This is a genomic window from Aeribacillus sp. FSL K6-8394, from assembly GCF_038008865.1.
Lineage (GTDB): Bacteria > Bacillota > Bacilli > Bacillales > Aeribacillaceae > Aeribacillus > Aeribacillus composti.
The window spans coordinates 108,277-126,759 of the sequence record NZ_JBBPAA010000002.1; the positions used below are offsets into that span (position 1 = coordinate 108,277).

General features: G+C 40.1%; 21 protein-coding genes and 2 other annotated features. All 21 genes read left to right on the forward strand.

All coding sequences use genetic code 11. The features are described from left to right. Position 1 precedes the first annotated feature (1 nt). The 21 genes from NSR00_RS12905 to rplL all read left to right on the forward strand — a co-directional run bounded on the left by NSR00_RS12905 (position 2) and on the right by rplL (position 18,405). Positions 2-1,090, forward strand: coding sequence for a protein arginine kinase (locus NSR00_RS12905; protein WP_063387129.1), 1,089 nt, complete (start codon positions 2-4; stop codon positions 1,088-1,090). Then, positions 1,087-3,522, forward strand: a complete 2,436-nt coding sequence (clpC, locus tag NSR00_RS12910; protein ID WP_340789360.1) for an ATP-dependent protease ATP-binding subunit ClpC — start codon at positions 1,087-1,089, stop codon at positions 3,520-3,522. The genes NSR00_RS12905 and clpC overlap by 4 nt, the downstream gene beginning before the upstream one ends. Before the next feature lie 83 nt (positions 3,523-3,605). Further along, complete coding sequence (gene radA / locus NSR00_RS12915) at positions 3,606-4,982, forward strand: DNA repair protein RadA (protein ID WP_066247898.1); 1,377 nt, start codon at positions 3,606-3,608, stop codon at positions 4,980-4,982. A 3-nt stretch (positions 4,983-4,985) separates the two neighbouring features. Beyond that, positions 4,986-6,047: a DNA integrity scanning diadenylate cyclase DisA gene (disA, locus tag NSR00_RS12920; protein ID WP_340789362.1), complete on the forward strand. Its 1,062-nt coding sequence runs from the start codon at positions 4,986-4,988 to the stop codon at positions 6,045-6,047. Between the two features lie 99 nt (positions 6,048-6,146). Further along, the gene (locus NSR00_RS12925; RefSeq protein WP_340789363.1) at positions 6,147-7,241 is read left to right on the forward strand and encodes a PIN/TRAM domain-containing protein; all 1,095 of its coding nucleotides are present in this window, start codon (positions 6,147-6,149) and stop codon (positions 7,239-7,241) included. A 15-nt stretch (positions 7,242-7,256) separates the two neighbouring features. Then, positions 7,257-7,949: a 2-C-methyl-D-erythritol 4-phosphate cytidylyltransferase gene (ispD, locus tag NSR00_RS12930; RefSeq protein WP_063387134.1), complete on the forward strand. Its 693-nt coding sequence runs from the start codon at positions 7,257-7,259 to the stop codon at positions 7,947-7,949. Continuing rightward, a complete protein-coding gene (ispF, locus tag NSR00_RS12935) occupies positions 7,946-8,425 on the forward strand; it encodes a 2-C-methyl-D-erythritol 2,4-cyclodiphosphate synthase (RefSeq protein ID WP_063387135.1) in 480 nt (159 codons plus the stop codon). The genes ispD and ispF overlap by 4 nt, the downstream gene beginning before the upstream one ends. A 71-nt stretch (positions 8,426-8,496) precedes the next feature. Continuing rightward, on the forward strand, positions 8,497-9,957 hold the full coding sequence (gene gltX, locus NSR00_RS12940) for a glutamate--tRNA ligase (protein ID WP_340789364.1): 1,461 nt from the start codon (positions 8,497-8,499) through the stop codon (positions 9,955-9,957). A gap of 42 nt (positions 9,958-9,999) precedes the next feature. Further along, positions 10,000-10,233: a binding site (T-box leader), on the forward strand. A 37-nt stretch (positions 10,234-10,270) separates the two neighbouring features. Next, positions 10,271-10,951, forward strand: coding sequence for a serine O-acetyltransferase (cysE, locus tag NSR00_RS12945; protein WP_082829424.1), 681 nt, complete (start codon positions 10,271-10,273; stop codon positions 10,949-10,951). Then, the gene (cysS, locus tag NSR00_RS12950) at positions 10,948-12,345 is read left to right on the forward strand and encodes a cysteine--tRNA ligase (RefSeq protein ID WP_066247902.1); all 1,398 of its coding nucleotides are present in this window, start codon (positions 10,948-10,950) and stop codon (positions 12,343-12,345) included. The genes cysE and cysS overlap by 4 nt, the downstream gene beginning before the upstream one ends. A 2-nt stretch (positions 12,346-12,347) precedes the next feature. Continuing rightward, positions 12,348-12,776 (forward strand): Mini-ribonuclease 3, encoded by a 429-nt coding sequence (locus NSR00_RS12955; RefSeq protein WP_066247904.1) that lies wholly within the window; start codon positions 12,348-12,350, stop codon positions 12,774-12,776. Continuing rightward, positions 12,724-13,509, forward strand: a complete 786-nt coding sequence (rlmB, locus tag NSR00_RS12960; RefSeq protein ID WP_063387140.1) for a 23S rRNA (guanosine(2251)-2'-O)-methyltransferase RlmB — start codon at positions 12,724-12,726, stop codon at positions 13,507-13,509. The genes NSR00_RS12955 and rlmB overlap by 53 nt, the downstream gene beginning before the upstream one ends. 3 nt (positions 13,510-13,512) lie before the next feature. Next, positions 13,513-14,028, forward strand: a complete 516-nt coding sequence (locus NSR00_RS12965) for an NYN domain-containing protein (RefSeq protein WP_063387141.1) — start codon at positions 13,513-13,515, stop codon at positions 14,026-14,028. A gap of 79 nt (positions 14,029-14,107) precedes the next feature. Continuing rightward, on the forward strand, positions 14,108-14,761 hold the full coding sequence (sigH, locus tag NSR00_RS12970; protein WP_063387142.1) for an RNA polymerase sporulation sigma factor SigH: 654 nt from the start codon (positions 14,108-14,110) through the stop codon (positions 14,759-14,761). Positions 14,762-14,824: 63 nt separating this feature from the next. Next, positions 14,825-14,968, forward strand: coding sequence for a 50S ribosomal protein L33 (rpmG, locus tag NSR00_RS12975; protein ID WP_082829425.1), 144 nt, complete (start codon positions 14,825-14,827; stop codon positions 14,966-14,968). Between the two features lie 34 nt (positions 14,969-15,002). Further along, on the forward strand, positions 15,003-15,185 hold the full coding sequence (gene secE / locus NSR00_RS12980) for a preprotein translocase subunit SecE (protein WP_063387143.1): 183 nt from the start codon (positions 15,003-15,005) through the stop codon (positions 15,183-15,185). A 116-nt stretch (positions 15,186-15,301) separates the two neighbouring features. After that, complete coding sequence (nusG, locus tag NSR00_RS12985) at positions 15,302-15,835, forward strand: transcription termination/antitermination protein NusG (RefSeq protein ID WP_063387144.1); 534 nt, start codon at positions 15,302-15,304, stop codon at positions 15,833-15,835. 180 nt (positions 15,836-16,015) lie between these two features. Continuing rightward, the gene (rplK, locus tag NSR00_RS12990; RefSeq protein ID WP_063387145.1) at positions 16,016-16,441 is read left to right on the forward strand and encodes a 50S ribosomal protein L11; all 426 of its coding nucleotides are present in this window, start codon (positions 16,016-16,018) and stop codon (positions 16,439-16,441) included. A 103-nt stretch (positions 16,442-16,544) separates the two neighbouring features. Next, entirely contained in the window at positions 16,545-17,243 is a 699-nt protein-coding gene (gene rplA, locus NSR00_RS12995; RefSeq protein WP_340789365.1) for a 50S ribosomal protein L1, read from the forward strand. Between the two features lie 55 nt (positions 17,244-17,298). Next, positions 17,299-17,441: a sequence feature (ribosomal protein L10 leader region), on the forward strand. Between the two features lie 43 nt (positions 17,442-17,484). Further along, positions 17,485-17,985: a 50S ribosomal protein L10 gene (rplJ, locus tag NSR00_RS13000; RefSeq protein ID WP_327857009.1), complete on the forward strand. Its 501-nt coding sequence runs from the start codon at positions 17,485-17,487 to the stop codon at positions 17,983-17,985. Positions 17,986-18,039: 54 nt separating this feature from the next. Further along, positions 18,040-18,405, forward strand: coding sequence for a 50S ribosomal protein L7/L12 (gene rplL, locus NSR00_RS13005; protein ID WP_063387148.1), 366 nt, complete (start codon positions 18,040-18,042; stop codon positions 18,403-18,405). Positions 18,406-18,483 lie beyond the last annotated feature (78 nt).

An 18,483-nucleotide genomic window follows, 5' to 3' on the forward strand; every position in this document is an offset into this window, starting at 1 on the left:
CATGTCCTTTCAAAAATTTATTCGTTCAGCCATGAGCCCTTGGATGAATCAAGAAGGACCTGATTCCGATATTGTGCTGAGCAGCCGAGTCAGATTGGCGCGAAATATAGAAAATATCAGCTTCCCTACCATTATGTCGAATGAAGAAGCCTTGGCTGTTTTAAATACATTTGAAGAATCATTTTCACAAAGAGTGTTTGACGGTTTAGGGACATTCGTGCTGCTGAAAATGAATGAACTTCAGCCTATTCAAAAACGCGTACTTGTAGAGAAGCATTTGATTAGTCCTTATTTAATGGAAGAATCAGCACTTGGAGGGTGCCTTTTATCTGAAAACGAAGAAGTGAGCATCATGATAAACGAGGAGGATCATATTAGAATTCAATGTTTGTTCCCGGGCCTTCAGCTAAAAGAAGCGTTGAAAATGGCAATGAATCTTGACGATTGGATTGAGGAAAAAGTAGATTATGCATTTGATGAACATAGGGGCTACTTAACTAGCTGTCCAACAAATGTCGGTACCGGCTTGCGGGCTTCCGTGATGATGCACCTTCCAGGACTTGTCTTAACACAGCAGATTAACCAAATTATACCTGCTATCAATCAATTAGGATTGGTTGTGAGAGGTCGGTACGGAGAAGGAAGTGAAGCGATAGGTAATATATTCCAAATTTCGAACCAAATTACGCTAGGTAAATCAGAAGACGATATTGTCGATGATTTAATAGGTGTTGTCGGGCAATTAATTGCTCAAGAACGGGCTGCAAGAGATGCTTTATATAAAACGAATCCGCATCATCTAGAAGACCGTGTATATCGTTCCTACGGCACTCTCAAATACAGCAGGATTATTCCATCGAAAGAAGCAATTCAATGTTTATCAGATGTGCGCTTAGGAATTGACCTGGGAATTATTCAAAATGTTCCACGCAGTGTTTTAAATGAGCTTATGATTTTAATTCAGCCCGGATTTCTGCAACAATATTCAGGAGGAGTTCTACGGCCGAATGAACGGGATATTCGCAGGGCAACATTAATTCGTGAAAGGCTTCAATTAGAAAGGAAGCAAAGGGAGGATGATGAACAATGATGTTTGGGAGATTTACGGAACGGGCGCAAAAAGTGCTTGCTTTAGCGCAGGAAGAAGCTGTACGCCTCGGACATAACAATATCGGCACAGAGCACATATTGCTTGGGCTCGTGCGCGAAGGAGAAGGAATTGCCGCTAAAGCGCTTCACGCTCTAGGATTAAGTCCAGAAAAAATCCAAAATGAAGTGGAAAGCCTGATAGGACGGGGACAAGAAATTTCGCAAACGATCCATTACACACCGAGAGCAAAGAAAGTCATTGAACTGTCAATGGATGAAGCAAGAAAATTAGGACATTCTTATGTCGGAACAGAACATATCCTATTGGGATTAATTCGAGAAGGCGAGGGAGTTGCTGCGCGTGTTTTAAACAATCTCGGAGTAAGCTTGAACAAAGCGCGTCAGCAAGTTTTACAGTTGTTAGGCAGCAACGAAGTATCCTCAAGCCATCAAGGAAGTTCGATGACAAACGCAAATACTCCGACGCTTGATAGTCTTGCGCGGGACTTAACGGCTGTTGCACGAGAGGGCGGACTTGATCCAGTCATCGGCCGAAGCAAAGAAATTCAGCGTGTCATCGAGGTTTTGAGCCGAAGAACAAAAAATAATCCTGTTTTAATAGGTGAACCTGGTGTTGGGAAAACTGCCATAGCAGAGGGACTTGCTCAGCAAATTGTGAATAATGAGGTTCCTGAAATTTTGAGAGATAAGCGCGTTATGACCCTTGATATGGGAACAGTTGTAGCTGGCACAAAATATAGAGGGGAATTTGAGGACCGCCTTAAAAAGGTAATGGATGAAATTCGCCAAGCAGGAAACATCATTTTATTTATTGACGAGCTTCATACACTGATCGGCGCAGGCGGGGCGGAAGGTGCAATTGATGCTTCCAACATTTTAAAACCTGCTTTGGCTCGGGGAGAATTGCAATGTATTGGGGCAACAACTTTGGATGAATACCGTAAATATATTGAAAAGGATGCTGCACTTGAACGGCGCTTCCAGCCAATCCAAGTCGACGAACCGTCCATTGAAGAGAGCATTCAAATTTTAAGAGGCTTAAGAGACCGATATGAAGCACACCACCGGGTATCCATTTCCGATGAGGCGATTGAAGCGGCTGTTAAACTTTCAGATCGGTATATTTCCGATCGGTTCCTGCCTGATAAAGCAATTGACTTGATTGATGAAGCAGGCTCCAAAGTCCGTCTTCGTTCATTTGCAACACCTCCGAATTTAAAGGAATTGGAGCAAAAATTAGAAGAAGTGCGAAAAGAAAAAGAAGCTGCAGTCCAAAGCCAAGAATTTGAAAAAGCAGCTTCATTAAGAGATACAGAGCAGCGGCTCAGAGAGGAATTAGAGGAAACGAAAAAATCATGGAAGGAAAAACAAGGTCAAGAAAATTCTGAAGTGACCGTAGAGGATATTGCAATGGTTGTTTCAAGCTGGACGGGAATTCCGGTTGTTAAACTTGCCCAAACAGAATCAGAGCGGCTTTTGAATCTCGAAGAAATTTTACACTCGCGCGTTATTGGTCAAGAAGAAGCTGTCACTGCAGTCGCAAAAGCTGTCAGACGGGCACGTGCAGGCTTAAAAGATCCGAAGCGTCCGATCGGTTCATTTATCTTCTTAGGACCGACAGGTGTAGGGAAAACGGAATTAGCCCGTGCATTAGCTGAAGCAATGTTTGGTGACGAAGATGCTATGATTCGAATCGATATGTCAGAATATATGGAGAAGCATTCTACGTCAAGGCTCGTTGGTTCGCCTCCTGGATATGTAGGCTATGAAGAGGGAGGACAATTGACGGAAAAAGTGCGCCGCAAGCCATACTCAGTCGTATTATTGGATGAAATTGAAAAAGCTCATCCAGATGTGTTTAACATTTTGCTGCAGGTGCTTGAAGACGGAAGACTCACAGACTCAAAAGGGCGCACAGTTGATTTTCGAAATACGATTTTAATCATGACTTCAAATGTAGGGGCAAGCGAATTAAAACGGAATAAATATGTCGGCTTTAATGTTCAAGACGAAAATGAAAATTATAAAGATATGAAAAACAAAGTGATGGATGAACTGAAAAAAGCATTTCGTCCTGAATTTTTGAACCGGATTGACGAAATTATTGTGTTCCACTCTTTAGAGAAAAAACATTTGAAAGAAATTGTTTCGCTGATGGTGGATCAGCTGACAAAACGATTAAAAGAACAGGATATAGAACTCGAATTAACGGATCGTGCAAAAGAAAAGCTGGCTGAAGAAGGCTTTGACTTAGAATATGGAGCGCGTCCGTTGCGGAGAGCGATTCAAAAATATGTCGAAGATCGCTTATCAGAGGAATTATTGAAAGGCACGATCTCGCAAGGTCAAAAAGTTGTATTGGATGTGCAAAATAATGAATTTGTCGTAAAAACTGCAGAAAAGGTTCAATAATCCAATGGGCATACAGCTTCACGTATGCCCCTCTCTTTCATTATATTGTCGTTTATCGATTGAACGAAGTGGGGAATAACCGAATGTCAAAGATCAAATCAAAATATATTTGTCAATCATGCGGATATGAATCGCCGAAATGGATGGGAAAATGTCCAGGGTGCGGCGCATGGAATTCAATGGTTGAAGAAGTTATCAAGCCAAAGGGAAAACACCGCATTGCTTTTAGTCATTCCGAATCATCCACTGTCAGCAAACCTTCTCCAATTCATCAAATCCAAGCTGCGCAAGAACCTAGAATGCTTACAGGACTTCATGAGTTTAACCGCGTATTGGGAGGCGGAATTGTAAAAGGGTCTCTCGTTTTAATTGGAGGGGATCCTGGAATTGGAAAATCCACTCTCTTATTGCAAGTCTCCTCACAGCTGGCAGAGAGAGGGAACGATGTTTTATACATTTCGGGAGAAGAATCTTTAAAACAGACAAAACTTCGCTCCGACCGACTCGGGGTAAAAGGCGAAAGACTTTTCGTGCTTTCTGAAACGGACTTAGAAATCATCATTCAATCCATAATGGAAACTGAACCGGCTTTTGTCATCATTGATTCCATTCAAACGATTTATAACAGTGAAATTGCTTCTGCTCCTGGAAGCGTATCTCAGGTTCGAGAATGTACGGCTGAATTAATGAGATTGGCAAAGACAAAAGGAATTCCGATTTTTATTGTCGGTCATGTAACAAAAGATGGCACAATTGCAGGGCCGCGCATTTTAGAACATATGGTTGATACTGTATTGTATTTTGAAGGTGATCGACACCATACGTACCGAATTTTACGGGCAGTTAAAAACAGGTTCGGATCCACTAACGAAATAGGAATTTTTGAAATGAAGGAAGCAGGTCTTAAAGAAGTGCTCAACCCGTCAGAAGTGTTTTTAGAAGAGCGTGCAAAAGGGGCATCTGGTTCAACAGTAGTCGCTTCCATGGAAGGGACAAGACCTGTTCTAGTCGAAATACAAGCTTTAATCACCCCGACAAGCTTTGGAAACCCAAGAAGGATGGCAAATGGGATTGATCATAATCGTGTTTCTTTGTTGATGGCGGTATTGGAAAAACGTGTTGGTTTATTGCTCCAAAACCAAGATGCCTATTTAAAAGTTGCCGGCGGGGTGAAATTAGACGAGCCTTCAATTGACTTGGCAATTTGCATCAGTATAGCTTCAAGCTTTAAAGATGTTCCGACGAACATTTATGATGTTTTTGTAGGTGAGGTTGGTTTAACAGGAGAAATTAGAAGGGTTTCACGAATTGAACAGCGTGTACAAGAAGCTGCCAAACTGGGATTTAAGCGGATTTTTTTACCGAAAGCCAATCTGGGCGGTTGGAAATGGCCGGAAGATATAGAAATTGTCGGTGTGCAAAACATTTCAGAAGCGCTCGAACTTGCAATAGGGGGATAAGCTATGAAACAAGAAAAATCGCTTAAGGAAATCTTGCAATTTGTAGCCCCAGGCACACCAATCCGGGAAGGAATTGAAAACGTGCTGCGCGCAAAGACCGGGGGGCTAATTGTGGTAGGATATAACGAAAAAATCAAACAAATTGTAGACGGGGGATTTTATATCAATTGCCCTTTTTCCCCCGCCTATTTATATGAACTAGCTAAAATGGATGGAGCCATTATTTTAAGCGACTCAGGGCAAAAAATTTTATACGCAAACGCACAGCTCGTTCCGGATACGAGCATAGAGGTAAGAGAAACAGGCATGAGGCATAGAACAGCTGAACGAGTAGCAAAGCAAACAGGAAATCTCGTAATTGCTATTTCTGAAAGAAGAAATGTCGTCACATTATATTTTGGCAATTCCCGCTATGCTTTGAGGGATATCGGCGTCATTTTGACGAAGGCCAATCAAGCTTTGCGGACGTTGGAAAAGTATAAATCTGCCACTGACCAATCCATTAATAATTTAGGATCTTTAGAGTTTGAAGATTTAGTCACGATCGATGAAGTGATCCTAGTTTTACATAGAATAGAAATGGTGCTACGAATTAAGAGTGAAATTATTAATTATATTTACGAACTCGGTACAGAAGGGCAGCTGATTCAGCTTCAGATGACCGAGCTTTTAGCAGATATTGAAAAAGAAGCGGCTCTGCTTATCAAAGATTACAGCATGGAGCGGCTGAATGATCCTATTCCTGTATTAAAGCAGCTGCAAGAATTGTCCAGCTCAGCATTATTAGATGATGCGGTTTTATTGAAGCTGCTCGGATATCCCCATTTTACCAATATGAATGAACCTGTTGTTCCTCGAGGATACCGGTTTTTGCATAAAATACCAAAGCTTCCTTCCGTTATTATTGAAAATTTAGTGACAACCTTTGAAAATTTGAAACAAATTGCAAATGCTACCGTAGAAAAGCTTGATGAAGTGGAAGGAATAGGTGAAGTTAGGGCGAGGAAAATTAAGGAAGGATTAAGGCGCCTCCAAGATCAGTATAACATTGCAAGGGAGCTCTAACACATCCTTTACAGTAATTTATCAATATTTTTACAATCCTTGTTTTTAGATGTTTGAAAGGTTTGAAAGTGTATATAATGAAATAAAGGAGGTGGAGGTATGTTAAAACGAATTGTTCAAATATTTTTCTTTTTTGTTGGCGGAACGTTAGGTGTTTTGTTTATACCGGAATTATTATTTCTCTTAAATCTTGATGATGTTCCATTTCTGATGACACCATATACATTGGCGATATTAGGTGCAATTTTATTTTATATAACCTCCTTCTGGCTAGTGGATTATGTGGTGAATTGGATAAAATTTATAGAAGAGAAATTAGTGAAAGCTCCGGTTACGGATGTATTATTTGGCAGTTTAGGATTAATTTTTGGTCTGATTATTGCTTATTTGATTGGAATTTCATTATCTGAACTTCCATACCCAATTATCAATAACATTGTTCCGATCTTTTTAACCATAATTTTAGGATATTTAGGTTTTCAAATCGGATATAAAAAGCGCGACGAACTGTTGAACTTGTTTTCGATTACAGCAAGAATCAGCAAGAAGAAAGCCTCTCAAGAAGAAGAGGAAAATGTTGAAAAGAAAAGCTTAAAAATATTAGATACAAGTGTTATTATAGATGGCAGGATTGCAGATATTTGTCAAACAGGTTTTTTAGAAGGGACCATTATTATTCCTCAATTTGTGTTGGAGGAACTTCAGCATATAGCGGATTCTTCAGATGTGCTAAAAAGAAATCGAGGAAGAAGAGGTCTGGATATTTTAAATAAAATCCAAAAAGAGCTGAACATTCAAGTGGAAATATGGGAAGGCGACTTCGAAGATATACAAGAAGTCGACAGCAAGCTTGTAAAACTGGCAAAAATCATTCAAGGCGTTGTGGTCACAAACGATTTCAATTTAAATAAAGTATGTGAGCTCCAAAACGTCTCTGTTTTGAACATCAACGATTTAGCCAATGCGGTAAAACCGATTGTACTACCAGGGGAAGAGTTAAATGTCCAAGTAATTAAGGATGGAAAAGAGCATAACCAAGGTGTTGCTTATCTTGATGATGGCACGATGATTGTTGTCGAGGACGGAAGGGACTATATCGGGAAAAATATTGATATTCTCGTTACAAGCGTTCTTCAAACATCTGCCGGACGAATGATTTTTGCAAAGCCAAAGCTGCTGGAAAAAGCATTGTAATAAGGGAGAAAGAAGATGGAATATCGGGTTGTTATACCAGCTGCAGGGCAAGGGAAAAGAATGAGGGCAGGAAAAAATAAACAGTTTATCAAACTTAATTCTTTACCTGTGATTGTTCATACTTTAATGGTGTTTGAAAAAGATCCTCAATGCACCGAAATTGTTCTAGTCATAAACGAGAAAGAGCGTGAAGAATTTCTTTCTTTACTGAAAAAATATAAAATAAAAAAAGTGCAAAAACTAGTTCCCGGAGGACAGGAACGACAATATAGTGTTTACAACGGGTTAAAAGCCGTTGAAGAAGATGGTATAATATTAATTCACGATGGTGCAAGGCCTTTCATTCGCAGGGAAACCATACATCAGCTTGTTGAAAAGGCTCATTTAGAGGGCGCAGCGGTCGTAGCCGTTCCTGTAAAGGATACTGTGAAAAGGGTTCGTAATATGGAAGTCATTGATACTGTTGAACGTTCTAGCTTGTGGGCAGTTCAAACGCCACAAGCTTTTCGTCTTTCCATCGTATTAAAAGCTCATGAAGCGGCCAATAGGGATCAATTTGTAGGAACAGACGATGCAAGTCTTGTAGAAAGAATTGGCGAAAAAGTTTGTATTGTACATGGGGATTATTCAAATATAAAGCTTACAACCCCTGAAGATTTGATTTTTGCCCGTGCGATTTTAGAGAGTGAAAGAGGGGAAAGGGAATGATTCGGATTGGACAAGGTTTTGATGTTCATCAGCTTGTAGAAGGAAAACCGCTTGTGATCGGTGGAGTCAACATTCCTTATGAAAAAGGATTGCTTGGACATTCTGATGCTGATGTTCTTCTTCATGCATTGACAGATGCCTGCTTGGGAGCGATTGGAGAAGGAGATATCGGCAAGCATTTTCCTGATACGGATCCTGCATATAAAGATATTGACTCGGCGAAATTGCTTCAAGAGGTATGGAACTTGGTAAAGGAGAAAGGCTATATATTAGGCAATGCGGATTGTACAATTATTGCTCAAAAACCAAAAATGGCGCCTTACATCCATCAAATGCGTACTAGAATTGCGGAGCTCTTGGAGGCTGAACTTGACCAAGTGAATGTTAAAGCAACGACGACGGAGGAGCTTGGGTTTACAGGACGCGGGGAAGGAATCGCTGCACAGTCAATCGTTTTATTGCAAAAGAAAAAGTAATCTTTGAACATTAATGGTTTGGTGGTACAATATTTTAAAGAATTACGGTTTGATTATTGGAGGGACAAAATATGACTGACAACGGAATACGGGTTCGCTATGCACCGAGTCCGACAGGGCATTTACATATTGGAAACGCACGCACTGCATTATTTAATTATTTGTTCGCTAGAAGCCAAAATGGGAAATTTATTATCCGAATTGAAGATACCGATCAAAAGCGGAATATCGAAGGAGGAGAACAAAGCCAGCTTTTTTATTTAAAATGGCTTGGAATTGATTGGGACGAAAGCATAGACAAGGGCGGAGATTACGGTCCTTATCGACAATCGGAGCGGACAAGCATTTATAAAAAATATTATGAAGAGCTCTTGGAAAGAGACTTGGCGTATAAATGTTATTGTACGGAAGAGGAGCTTGAAAACGAGCGTCAAGCGCAAATCGATCGCGGTGAAATGCCAAGATATTCAGGGAGATGCGCGCACCTTTCTAAAGAACAGCAAGAGGCACTCGAAAAAGAAGGACGGAAACCAAGCATTCGTTTCCGGGTTCCAAAAGGAAAAATATATAAATGGAACGATATCGTAAAAGGAGATATTTCTTTTGAGTCCGATGATTTTGGGGATTTTGTCATCGTGAAAAAAGACGGAACACCGACTTATAATTTTGCCGTCGCCGTCGACGATCATTTAATGGAAATCAGTCATGTGTTGCGCGGAGAAGACCATATCTCCAATACACCGAAGCAAATGATGATTTATGAAGCTTTTGGATGGGAACCGCCTGTTTTTGGTCATATGACGTTAATCGTCAATGAAAACAGAAAAAAATTAAGCAAGCGTGATGAGAGCATCATTCAATTTATTGAACAATATGCTGAATTAGGGTATTTGCCTGAAGCGCTCTTTAATTTTATCGGTTTGTTAGGATGGTCTCCTGTTGGGGAAGAAGAGATTTTCAGCAAAGAAGAGTTTATTAAAATTTTTGATCCAAACCGATTATCAAAATCACCTGCTGTTTTCGATACACTGAAATTAAAATGGATGAACAATCAGTACATGAAAAAGCTTGATCTCGAAAAAGTAGTCGACCTTTCGCTGCCCCACCTTGTAAAAGCCGGGCGCATCAGTGAAAATATGTCAGAAGATGAAAGAGATTGGGTGCAACGTCTCATTTCCCTGTATCAAGAGCAAATGAGCTACGGTGCAGAAATTGTCGAATTAAGCGAAATGTTTTTTAAGGAAGAGATAGAGATCGATGAAGAAGGAAAGCTTGTGCTTCAAGAAGAACAAGTTCCTTCCGTGTTAAGCGCATTTTTGGAAGAAGTGAAAGCAATTCAAGATTTCAAAGCAGATGAAATCAAAAAAGCGATTAAGTCAGTTCAAAAGGCGACAGGTCAAAAGGGGAAAAAATTGTTCATGCCGATTCGCGTTGCGACGACCGGGCAGACACACGGTCCTGAGCTGCCGCTTGCCCTTGAGCTCTTAGGAAAAGAAAAGATTATCACAAGGCTGGAAAAAGCACTAGATTAACTTTTTAAAAAAATTGTAATATAGTATTGATGAACAGATGACGGAAAAACGTTGAGAAGGAGAAGTAAGAAAGCAAACGGCTTTTCAGAGAGAACCTCCTTTGGCTGAAAGAGGTTTAAGCACGCGCTTTCTGAAATGCCCCTTCGAGTCTTTTGTCGAAACCAGCGGGAGTAGACAAAAGCGGAGACTCACCGTTATAAGAGTTAAAGTTGAGGGAAAAGAAAAGCTATACTTTTCCCTAAACAGAGTGGAACCGCGCTTATTTGCGTCTCTGTATCTATACAGAGGCGCATTTCTTTTTCAGTGGGGTATTATGATTACTTTTTATGGGAGGGAGAAAAATATGTGGAAAATATTAAAAGAAGATGTGGAAGTCGTTTTTGACCAAGACCCTGCTGCGAGATCTTATTTAGAAGTGATCTTAACTTATTCAGGCCTTCACGCCATATGGGCTCATCGGTTGGCGCATGCGTTTTACAAACGGAAATTATACTTTATCGCCAGGGTCATTTCGCAAATAAGCCGTTTTTTCACGGGAATTGAAATCCACCCTGGTGCCAAAATCGGTCGTCGTTTTTTCATCGATCATGGCATGGGTGTCGTTATTGGCGAGACTTGTGAAATTGGCGATAATGTTACTGTATATCAAGGAGTTACATTAGGCGGAACAGGTAAAGAAAAGGGGAAACGGCATCCTACCATCAAAAATAATGTTCTCATTGCAGCTGGCGCGAAGGTATTAGGATCTATTACGATTGGAGAAAACTCGAAAATTGGCGCAGGTTCCGTCGTTTTGCGCGATGTTCCGGATAATTCGACTGTTGTAGGCATTCCGGGGAGAGTTGTTGTGCAAAACGGGAAAAAGGTGAGAAAAGATTTAAATCATAGAGATTTGCCGGATCCTATTTCAGATAAATTAAAAGAGCTTGAAAAAGAAATAGGAAAATTAAAGGCAGAATTAGATAATCTGAAAAAAAAGGAGGGCGTTCAATGAGTATCAAAATTTATAATACATTATCCAGGAAAAAGGAAGAATTTATTCCTTTAGAGGACAACAAGGTAAAGATGTATGTTTGCGGTCCTACCGTTTACAACTATATTCACATCGGAAATGCTAGACCAGCCATTGTATATGATACAGTTCGTCGATATTTGGAGTACAGAGGGTACGATGTGAAATATGTGTCGAATTTTACCGATGTGGATGATAAATTGATTAAAGCTGCAAATGATTTGGGCGAAACGGTTCCGGAGATTGCAGAACGATTTATTAAGGCCTATTTTTCTGATATTGATGCACTGGGATGCAAAAGAGCGGATGTTCATCCTCGTGTGACGGAAAATATGGAGACAATCATTGAATTCATCCAAGCTCTCATTGACAAAAATTATGCCTATGAAGTCGACGGAGATGTGTATTATAAAACACGGTATTTTAAGGAATACGGAAAGCTTTCGCATCAATCAATAGATGAGCTTCATGCCGGTGCCAGAATACAAATTGGCGAAAAAAAGAGAGATCCGCTTGATTTTGCACTTTGGAAAGCAGCAAAAGAAGGGGAAATTTCATGGGATAGCCCTTGGGGAAAAGGACGTCCTGGCTGGCATATTGAATGCTCCGCAATGGCAAGAAAATATTTAGGGGATACAATTGATATTCATGCAGGCGGCCAAGATTTAACTTTTCCGCATCATGAAAATGAGATCGCACAATCCGAAGCGCTTACCGGCAAACCTTTTGCGAAATATTGGATGCATAACGGTTATATTAATATCAACAATGAGAAGATGTCTAAATCACTCGGAAATTTTATTCTTGTTCAAGACGTTTTAAAGCAGTATGACCCACAAGTATTTCGATTTTTTATGCTGTCTGTACACTACCGACATCCTATCAATTATTCGAAAGAACTTTTGGATAGTACAAAAAACGGATTGGAAAGAATCCGCACCTCATATATCAATTTAAAGCATCGGCTGGAAAGTAGTGCGAATCTCACTGATGATGATGAAAAATGGCTGGAAGAAATCAGCCGGCTAAAGAAGGAATTTATTCATGAAATGGACGACGATTTCAATACGGCGAATGCTATATCTGTCATTTTCGATTTAGTGAAAAATGCAAACTATTATTTGGAAAGAAAAAACACCTCCGAAAAAGTAATTAAGGCATTTTTGCAGCTATTTAATGAATTTGGCGATGTATTAGGTTTGACATTTGATGTTCAAGAGCTGCTGGACGAAGACATTGAAAGGCTGATAAACGAGCGAAATCAAGCTAGAAAAGAAAGAAATTTTGCTTTAGCCGACAAAATTCGAGATCAGCTCAAGGAAATGAACATTATATTGGAAGATACGCCTCAAGGAACAAGGTGGAAAAGAGGATAAATATGATTGAGCTTGAAAAAATAAAAGAAGCACGGCAGCTTAACGGTCTTGTTTTAGCATATATGGGCGATGCTGTATATGAAGTATTTGTCAGGCATCATCTGTTATCAAAAGGAACTGTCAAACCGGGCCAGCTTCATAAATTGGCGAAGTCGTTTGTTTCAGCCAAAGCGCAGGCAGCGATTTTAAAAACATTAACTGACAACGGCTTTTTCAATGAAGAAGAGCTGGAAATAATGAAAAGAGGGCGAAATGCCAAATCAAACACGGTGCCGAAAAATACCGATGTACAAACATACCGATACAGCACGGCTTTCGAATCTTTAATCGGCTATCTTTTTTTAACAGGTGATCAAGATCGGCTAAACAACGTCATAGATGCTGCAATCGCTGCAACATACGAGAAAGGGGGAGTTGAACGTGGCGGATGAATATATATACGGGAAGAATTCGGTTATCGAAGCATTGAAATCGAACAGGGATATTAACAAAGTGTTTATTGCGGAAAATTCATATACTAAACAAGCGCAGCAAATTATAATGCTGGCGAAAAATAAAGGGGTAGCAGTTCAATTCGTTCCAAAGAAAAAGCTCGATCAGATCGTTTCGGGCAGCCACCAAGGAGTCATTGCGCAAGTTGCTGCATATAAGTATACGGATTTTGAAGATTTGTTCAAATTGTCTGACGAACGCGGGGAAGCGCCCTTTTTTCTGATTCTAGATGAAATTGAAAATCCGGCAAATCTCGGCTCGATTATGAGAACAGCTGATGCTGCTGGAGTACACGGCATTATTATTCCAAAGAACCGGGCGGTCGGTTTAACCAATGTAGTGGCAAAAACGTCAACGGGAGCAATTGAATATGTTCCCGTAGTCCGCGTGACAAACTTGGCACGCACGATTGACGAGCTGAAAAACAGGGGTATATGGATTTACGGCACTGATGCAAAAGGGGAAGACGATTATCGGACAATTGATGGGAAACTGCCCGTTGCATTAGTAATCGGCAGTGAAGGGAAAGGAATCAGCCGCTTAGTAAAAGAAAAGTGCGACTTCCTTGTGAAAATCCCGATGGTTGGTCATGTTACTTCTTTGAACGCCTCCGTTGCTGCCAGTCTATTAATGTATGAAGTTTTTCGTAAACGGCGGCCATCAGGAGAGTAGCCAATGGATATTTTATTAGTCGATGGATACAACATTATTGGTGCTTGGCCTGATCTGCAAAAATTAAAAGATGAAAACAATTTGGAGGATGCAAGGAAGATCCTGATCAACAAGATGGCCGAATATCAAGCATACACGGGGATGAAGGTGATTGTCGTTTTTGATGCTCATTTAGTGAAAGGAATTGAAAAAAAATATTTGGATAATCGCGTGGAAATTATTTTCACGAGAGAAAATGAAACCGCTGATGAACGGATTGAAAAGCTGGCCAAAACATTAAAAAATATTAAGACGAAAATTTATGTAGCAACGTCCGACTATATAGAACAATGGACGATTTTTTCCCAGGGAGCTTTGAGAAAATCGGCGCGCGAGCTATATAACGAAGTGGTGTCTATTGAAGAAAGCATTCGAAAAAAAATTCAGCAAATTCAGGGCGAGCGCCCCGCTTCGAAGATTCGCCTTTCTTATGAAGTTGCCGAAAGGTTCGAAAAATGGAGAAGAGGAGATTTATCGTAATTTTGACATAAGTTGACGTTTATGGAAATCTTGCAGTATAATATTTCTAATAATTGTATGCGCGGTCGGGGTGATTTGCATGAGTGTTCAAGACAACAAGGGGGAAAAAATAAAAAAATTGCAGAAGCTTGAAGATGAACAAATTGTAGAGCTCGTCCACAAAGGCGACAGCGCTGCATTGGATTTCTTGATCACAAAATACCGGAACTTTGTGCGGGCCAAGGCAAGATCCTACTTCCTCATCGGGGCGGATCGTGAGGATATAATTCAAGAGGGGATGATTGGATTATATAAAGCGATTCGTGACTTTAAAGAGGACAAGCTTACCTCCTTTAAGGCTTTTGCCGAGTTGTGCATTACCCGCCAAATGATTACTGCCATTAAAACTGCTACCCGTCAAAAACATATTCCTCTAAACTCGTATGTTTCATTGGATAAACCCATTTATGATGAAGAGTCAGATCGCACACTGATGGATGTAATATCTGGAGCAAAAGTAATGGACCCAGAAGAACTCATCATTAACCAGGAAAAGTTTGATGATATAGAATTGAAAATGGGGGAAATATTATCTGACCTTGAACGGAAAGTGTTGTCCCTTTATTTGGAAGGTCGTTCCTATTTAGAAATTTCAGAAGAATTAAACAGGCATGTAAAATCTATTGACAATGCCTTGCAGCGGGTGAAAAGAAAGCTAGAAAGATACTTAGAGCTGAGGGAATTTACTTCATAACTCATTGACATAAAAATTGCCATTATGTTACTGTTTAATAGAGTAAGTATCGGTAGGTGTAATATGAGGAAAAAAATAGTTCTAGCTTGTTCTCAATGCGGCAGCCGAAATTATTCAACGATGAAAAAGGCGACCGAAGAACGGTTGGAAATCAAAAAGTTTTGTAAAACGTGCCAAGCTCATACCACTCATCGGGAAACAAAGTAAATTGCACGATTCTTGGATTTCTGGAGGTAAACAAATGCAGCGCTTGACTGGATTTTTTCGAGATGTCGTAAAAGAAATGAAAAAGGTCAGCTGGCCGAAAAGAAAGGAATTGGTTCGCTATACGATTACGGTCATTACAACGGTAGCCTTTTTTGCTATATTTTTTGCTATTGTCGACTTAGGAATTTCTGAGTTATTAAGGCTTATTCTTGAATAAAAGCCTTTTATCCATGATATAATAGATATTATTCATAAGTCCGTCAGTAAACCCGGTAAACGGGTTTTTTCATTGCCTAAAAATGAAATGGGGAGGGAAGGACAAGGTCCTCTGATATGGAAAAGAACTGGTATGTTGTGCATACATATTCCGGCTATGAAAATAAAGTAAAAGCGAATTTAGAAAAACGCGTAGAGTCAATGGGCATGCAGGACAAAATTTTTCGTGTGATCGTCCCTGAAGAAGAAGAAATGGATATGAAAAGCGGAAAGAAAAAAGTGACGAAAAAAAAGGTTTTCCCTGGGTATGTTTTAGTAGAGCTCATCATGACGGATGATTCATGGTATGTGGTTCGCAACACTCCCGGAGTTACCGGATTCGTCGGCTCTGCAGGGTCTGGATCTAAACCAACTCCGCTTTTGCCGGAAGAAGTACAGGCAATTTTCAAACGCATGGGAATAGAAGAGGCTCGTGTGGAAGTTGATTTTGAATTAAAAGAAACGGTAAAAGTAAATGACGGCCCGTTTGCTAATTTCACGGGCGTTATCGAAGAAATCGATACAGATAGAAAAAAAGTCAAAGTTCTCGTCAATATGTTTGGGCGTGAAACACCAGTTGAACTAGATTTTTCCCAAGTTTCCAAATTGTAAAATGTAGAAAAACAAACTTGAAATCATTAATTAAAAATGGTAATATTTCTTAAGTCGATATGTCTCTGAAAGAGACTGAATGATGCATTAATCTTTCTCTCATTCATATAAAGAAGGATGTTGCATGAGTGGGAGGGTTTTACCCTATTACCACATCACGGACTTAAGGAGGTGTGTCTCGTGGCTAAAAAAGTGATTAAAATCGTGAAATTGCAGATTCCTGCAGGTAAAGCTAATCCTGCGCCGCCAGTAGGACCTGCTCTCGGTCAAGCTGGGGTTAATATCATGGGATTCTGTAAAGAGTTCAACGCTCGCACGGCTGATCAAGCTGGCTTAATTATTCCTGTTGAAATTACGGTATTTGAAGACCGTTCATTTACATTTATTACGAAAACTCCGCCTGCTGCCGTTCTTTTGAAAAAAGCAGCTGGAATTGAATCAGGTTCTGGTGAACCGAATCGTAATAAAGTGGCAACAATTAAACGCGATAAAGTTCGCGAAATTGCCGAAACGAAAATGCCTGACTTAAATGCAGCTAGCGTTGAAGCAGCAATGCGTATGGTTGAAGGCACAGCCCGAAGCATGGGCATTGTGATCGAAGACTAATCAATATGCATTGGTGTAGTAGGTTGCGAGTTTGTTTATTCAAGTTCGCAACCTTTATTCGTGGGAGGTTATTCCGCTAAAACCACATAAGGAGGAAAATGATATGGCAAAAAGAGGTAAAAAATATTTAGAAGCTGCAAAGCTTGTTGATCGTTCAAAAGCTTATGACGTAAAAGAAGCAATTGAATTAGTAAAGAAAACGAATATCGCAAACTTTGATGCGACAGTTGAAGTTGCATTCCGCCTTGGCGTTGATCCTCGTAAAAACGATCAGCAAATCCGCGGGGCTGTTGTGCTGCCGAACGGTACAGGTAAAACACAACGTGTATTAGTGTTCGCTAAAGGGGAAAAAGCAAAAGAAGCGGAAGCTGCTGGTGCGGATTATGTTGGCGACAGCGACTACATCAATAAAATTCAACAAGGCTGGTTTGACTTCGATGTTGTTGTGGCTACCCCTGATATGATGGGTGAAGTCGGTAAACTTGGACGTATTTTAGGTCCTAAAGGTTTAATGCCGAACCCTAAAACAGGAACGGTAACATTTGAAGTTGAAAAAGCTGTCAAAGAAATTAAAGCTGGTAAAGTTGAATACCGTGTAGATAAAGCTGGGAACGTTCATGTTCCAATCGGAAAAACTTCTTTTGACAGTGAAAAATTAGTTGAAAACTTTACAACAATCTACGACGCGCTATTAAAAGCAAAACCGGCAGCGGCAAAAGGCACTTACATGAAAAACGTTTCTGTAACGTCTACAATGGGCCCTGGAATTAAAGTAGATCCTTCCAGCCTTGTCGTAAAATAATAAACCGGTTTGACAAGCAGGGTGTATTTTAGTAAAATAAAAATGTTGTGTAATTAAATAGAATTCATTTATACCGTAGACAGTAGGTGCCGAAAGGCTTAATATCCTACCGAGGTGTATGATATAGATTAAGCGGAACGTTTGCTTATTTGTACGATACCTCCATGTCTGCGGGCATGGAGGTATTTCATTTCACCGGCGGTATAAGTGTTCATTTTCAATTTGCAGGAGGTGTAAACAAATGAGCAGCGCAATTGAAAAGAAGAAACAGATCGTTGAAGAAATTGCGGCCAAATTCCGTGAAAGCGTCTCTACTGTTATCGTAGATTACCGCGGTCTTAATGTAGCGGAAGTAACGGAATTGCGCAAAAAACTTCGTGAAGCAAATATAGAGTTCAAGGTTTACAAAAATACGTTAACTCGCCGTGCTGTTGAACAAGCGGAAATTTCTGGATTAGAAGAAGTGCTGACTGGTCCAAACGCTATCGCATTTAGCACTGAAGATGTCGTGGCGCCTGCTAAAATTTTGAATGATTTTGCAAAAGAGCATGAAGCGCTTGAGATTAAAGCTGGCGTCATCGAAGGCAATGTTGCAACAGTTGATGAAATTAAAGCGATTGCTGACCTTCCATCTCGCGAAGGCTTGCTTTCTATGTTGCTTTCTGTACTGCAAGCTCCTATTCGCAACTTTGCACTTGCAACAAAAGCAGTTGCAGATCAAAAAGAAGAGCAAGGCGCTTAAAGCAAATTTTCGTATGAAACTATTAGCAATTTAAAACATAAGGAGGAAAAACAAATGACAAAAGAACAAATTATTGAAGCGATAAAAGAAATGACTGTTCTTGAACTTAACGACTTAGTAAAAGCAATCGAAGAAGAATTTGGTGTAACTGCTGCTGCTCCTGTTGCTGTGGTTGGTGGCGCTGGCGGCGGTGAAGCTGCTGCAGAAAAAACTGAATTCGATGTTATTCTTGCTAATGCAGGTGCACAAAAAATTAAAGTTATCAAAGTTGTTCGTGAAATCACTGGCCTTGGCTTAAAAGAAGCAAAAGAATTAGTTGACAACACTCCAAAACCATTAAAAGAAGGCGTATCTAAAGAAGAAGCTGAAGAACTTAAAGCAAAACTTGAAGAAGTTGGAGCAGAAGTTGAAGTTAAGTAAAAGCTGTTAAATAAATAGAAAAGCTCGCTGATTCATTGGCGGGCTTTTCTTTTATGTATGAATTTCTGCTCGTAGAAA

Coding starts and splice junctions, on each gene's coding strand:
- rpmG (WP_082829425.1), top strand. CDS start 14,825: ATGAGGAAAAAAATAGTTCTAGCTTGTTCTCAATGCGGCAGCCGAAAT.
- secE (WP_063387143.1), top strand. CDS start 15,003: ATGCAGCGCTTGACTGGATTTTTTCGAGATGTCGTAAAAGAAATGAAA.
- cysE (WP_082829424.1), top strand. CDS start 10,271: ATGATTACTTTTTATGGGAGGGAGAAAAATATGTGGAAAATATTAAAA.
- nusG (WP_063387144.1), top strand. CDS start 15,302: ATGGAAAAGAACTGGTATGTTGTGCATACATATTCCGGCTATGAAAAT.
- ispF (WP_063387135.1), top strand. CDS start 7,946: ATGATTCGGATTGGACAAGGTTTTGATGTTCATCAGCTTGTAGAAGGA.
- cysS (WP_066247902.1), top strand. CDS start 10,948: ATGAGTATCAAAATTTATAATACATTATCCAGGAAAAAGGAAGAATTT.
- NSR00_RS12925 (WP_340789363.1), top strand. CDS start 6,147: ATGTTAAAACGAATTGTTCAAATATTTTTCTTTTTTGTTGGCGGAACG.
- radA (WP_066247898.1), top strand. CDS start 3,606: ATGTCAAAGATCAAATCAAAATATATTTGTCAATCATGCGGATATGAA.
- rplA (WP_340789365.1), top strand. CDS start 16,545: ATGGCAAAAAGAGGTAAAAAATATTTAGAAGCTGCAAAGCTTGTTGAT.
- ispD (WP_063387134.1), top strand. CDS start 7,257: ATGGAATATCGGGTTGTTATACCAGCTGCAGGGCAAGGGAAAAGAATG.
- NSR00_RS12955 (WP_066247904.1), top strand. CDS start 12,348: ATGATTGAGCTTGAAAAAATAAAAGAAGCACGGCAGCTTAACGGTCTT.
- NSR00_RS12965 (WP_063387141.1), top strand. CDS start 13,513: ATGGATATTTTATTAGTCGATGGATACAACATTATTGGTGCTTGGCCT.
- rlmB (WP_063387140.1), top strand. CDS start 12,724: ATGCTGCAATCGCTGCAACATACGAGAAAGGGGGAGTTGAACGTGGCG.
- rplL (WP_063387148.1), top strand. CDS start 18,040: ATGACAAAAGAACAAATTATTGAAGCGATAAAAGAAATGACTGTTCTT.
- NSR00_RS12905 (WP_063387129.1), top strand. CDS start 2: ATGTCCTTTCAAAAATTTATTCGTTCAGCCATGAGCCCTTGGATGAAT.
- clpC (WP_340789360.1), top strand. CDS start 1,087: ATGATGTTTGGGAGATTTACGGAACGGGCGCAAAAAGTGCTTGCTTTA.
- rplJ (WP_327857009.1), top strand. CDS start 17,485: ATGAGCAGCGCAATTGAAAAGAAGAAACAGATCGTTGAAGAAATTGCG.
- sigH (WP_063387142.1), top strand. CDS start 14,108: ATGAGTGTTCAAGACAACAAGGGGGAAAAAATAAAAAAATTGCAGAAG.
- gltX (WP_340789364.1), top strand. CDS start 8,497: ATGACTGACAACGGAATACGGGTTCGCTATGCACCGAGTCCGACAGGG.
- disA (WP_340789362.1), top strand. CDS start 4,986: ATGAAACAAGAAAAATCGCTTAAGGAAATCTTGCAATTTGTAGCCCCA.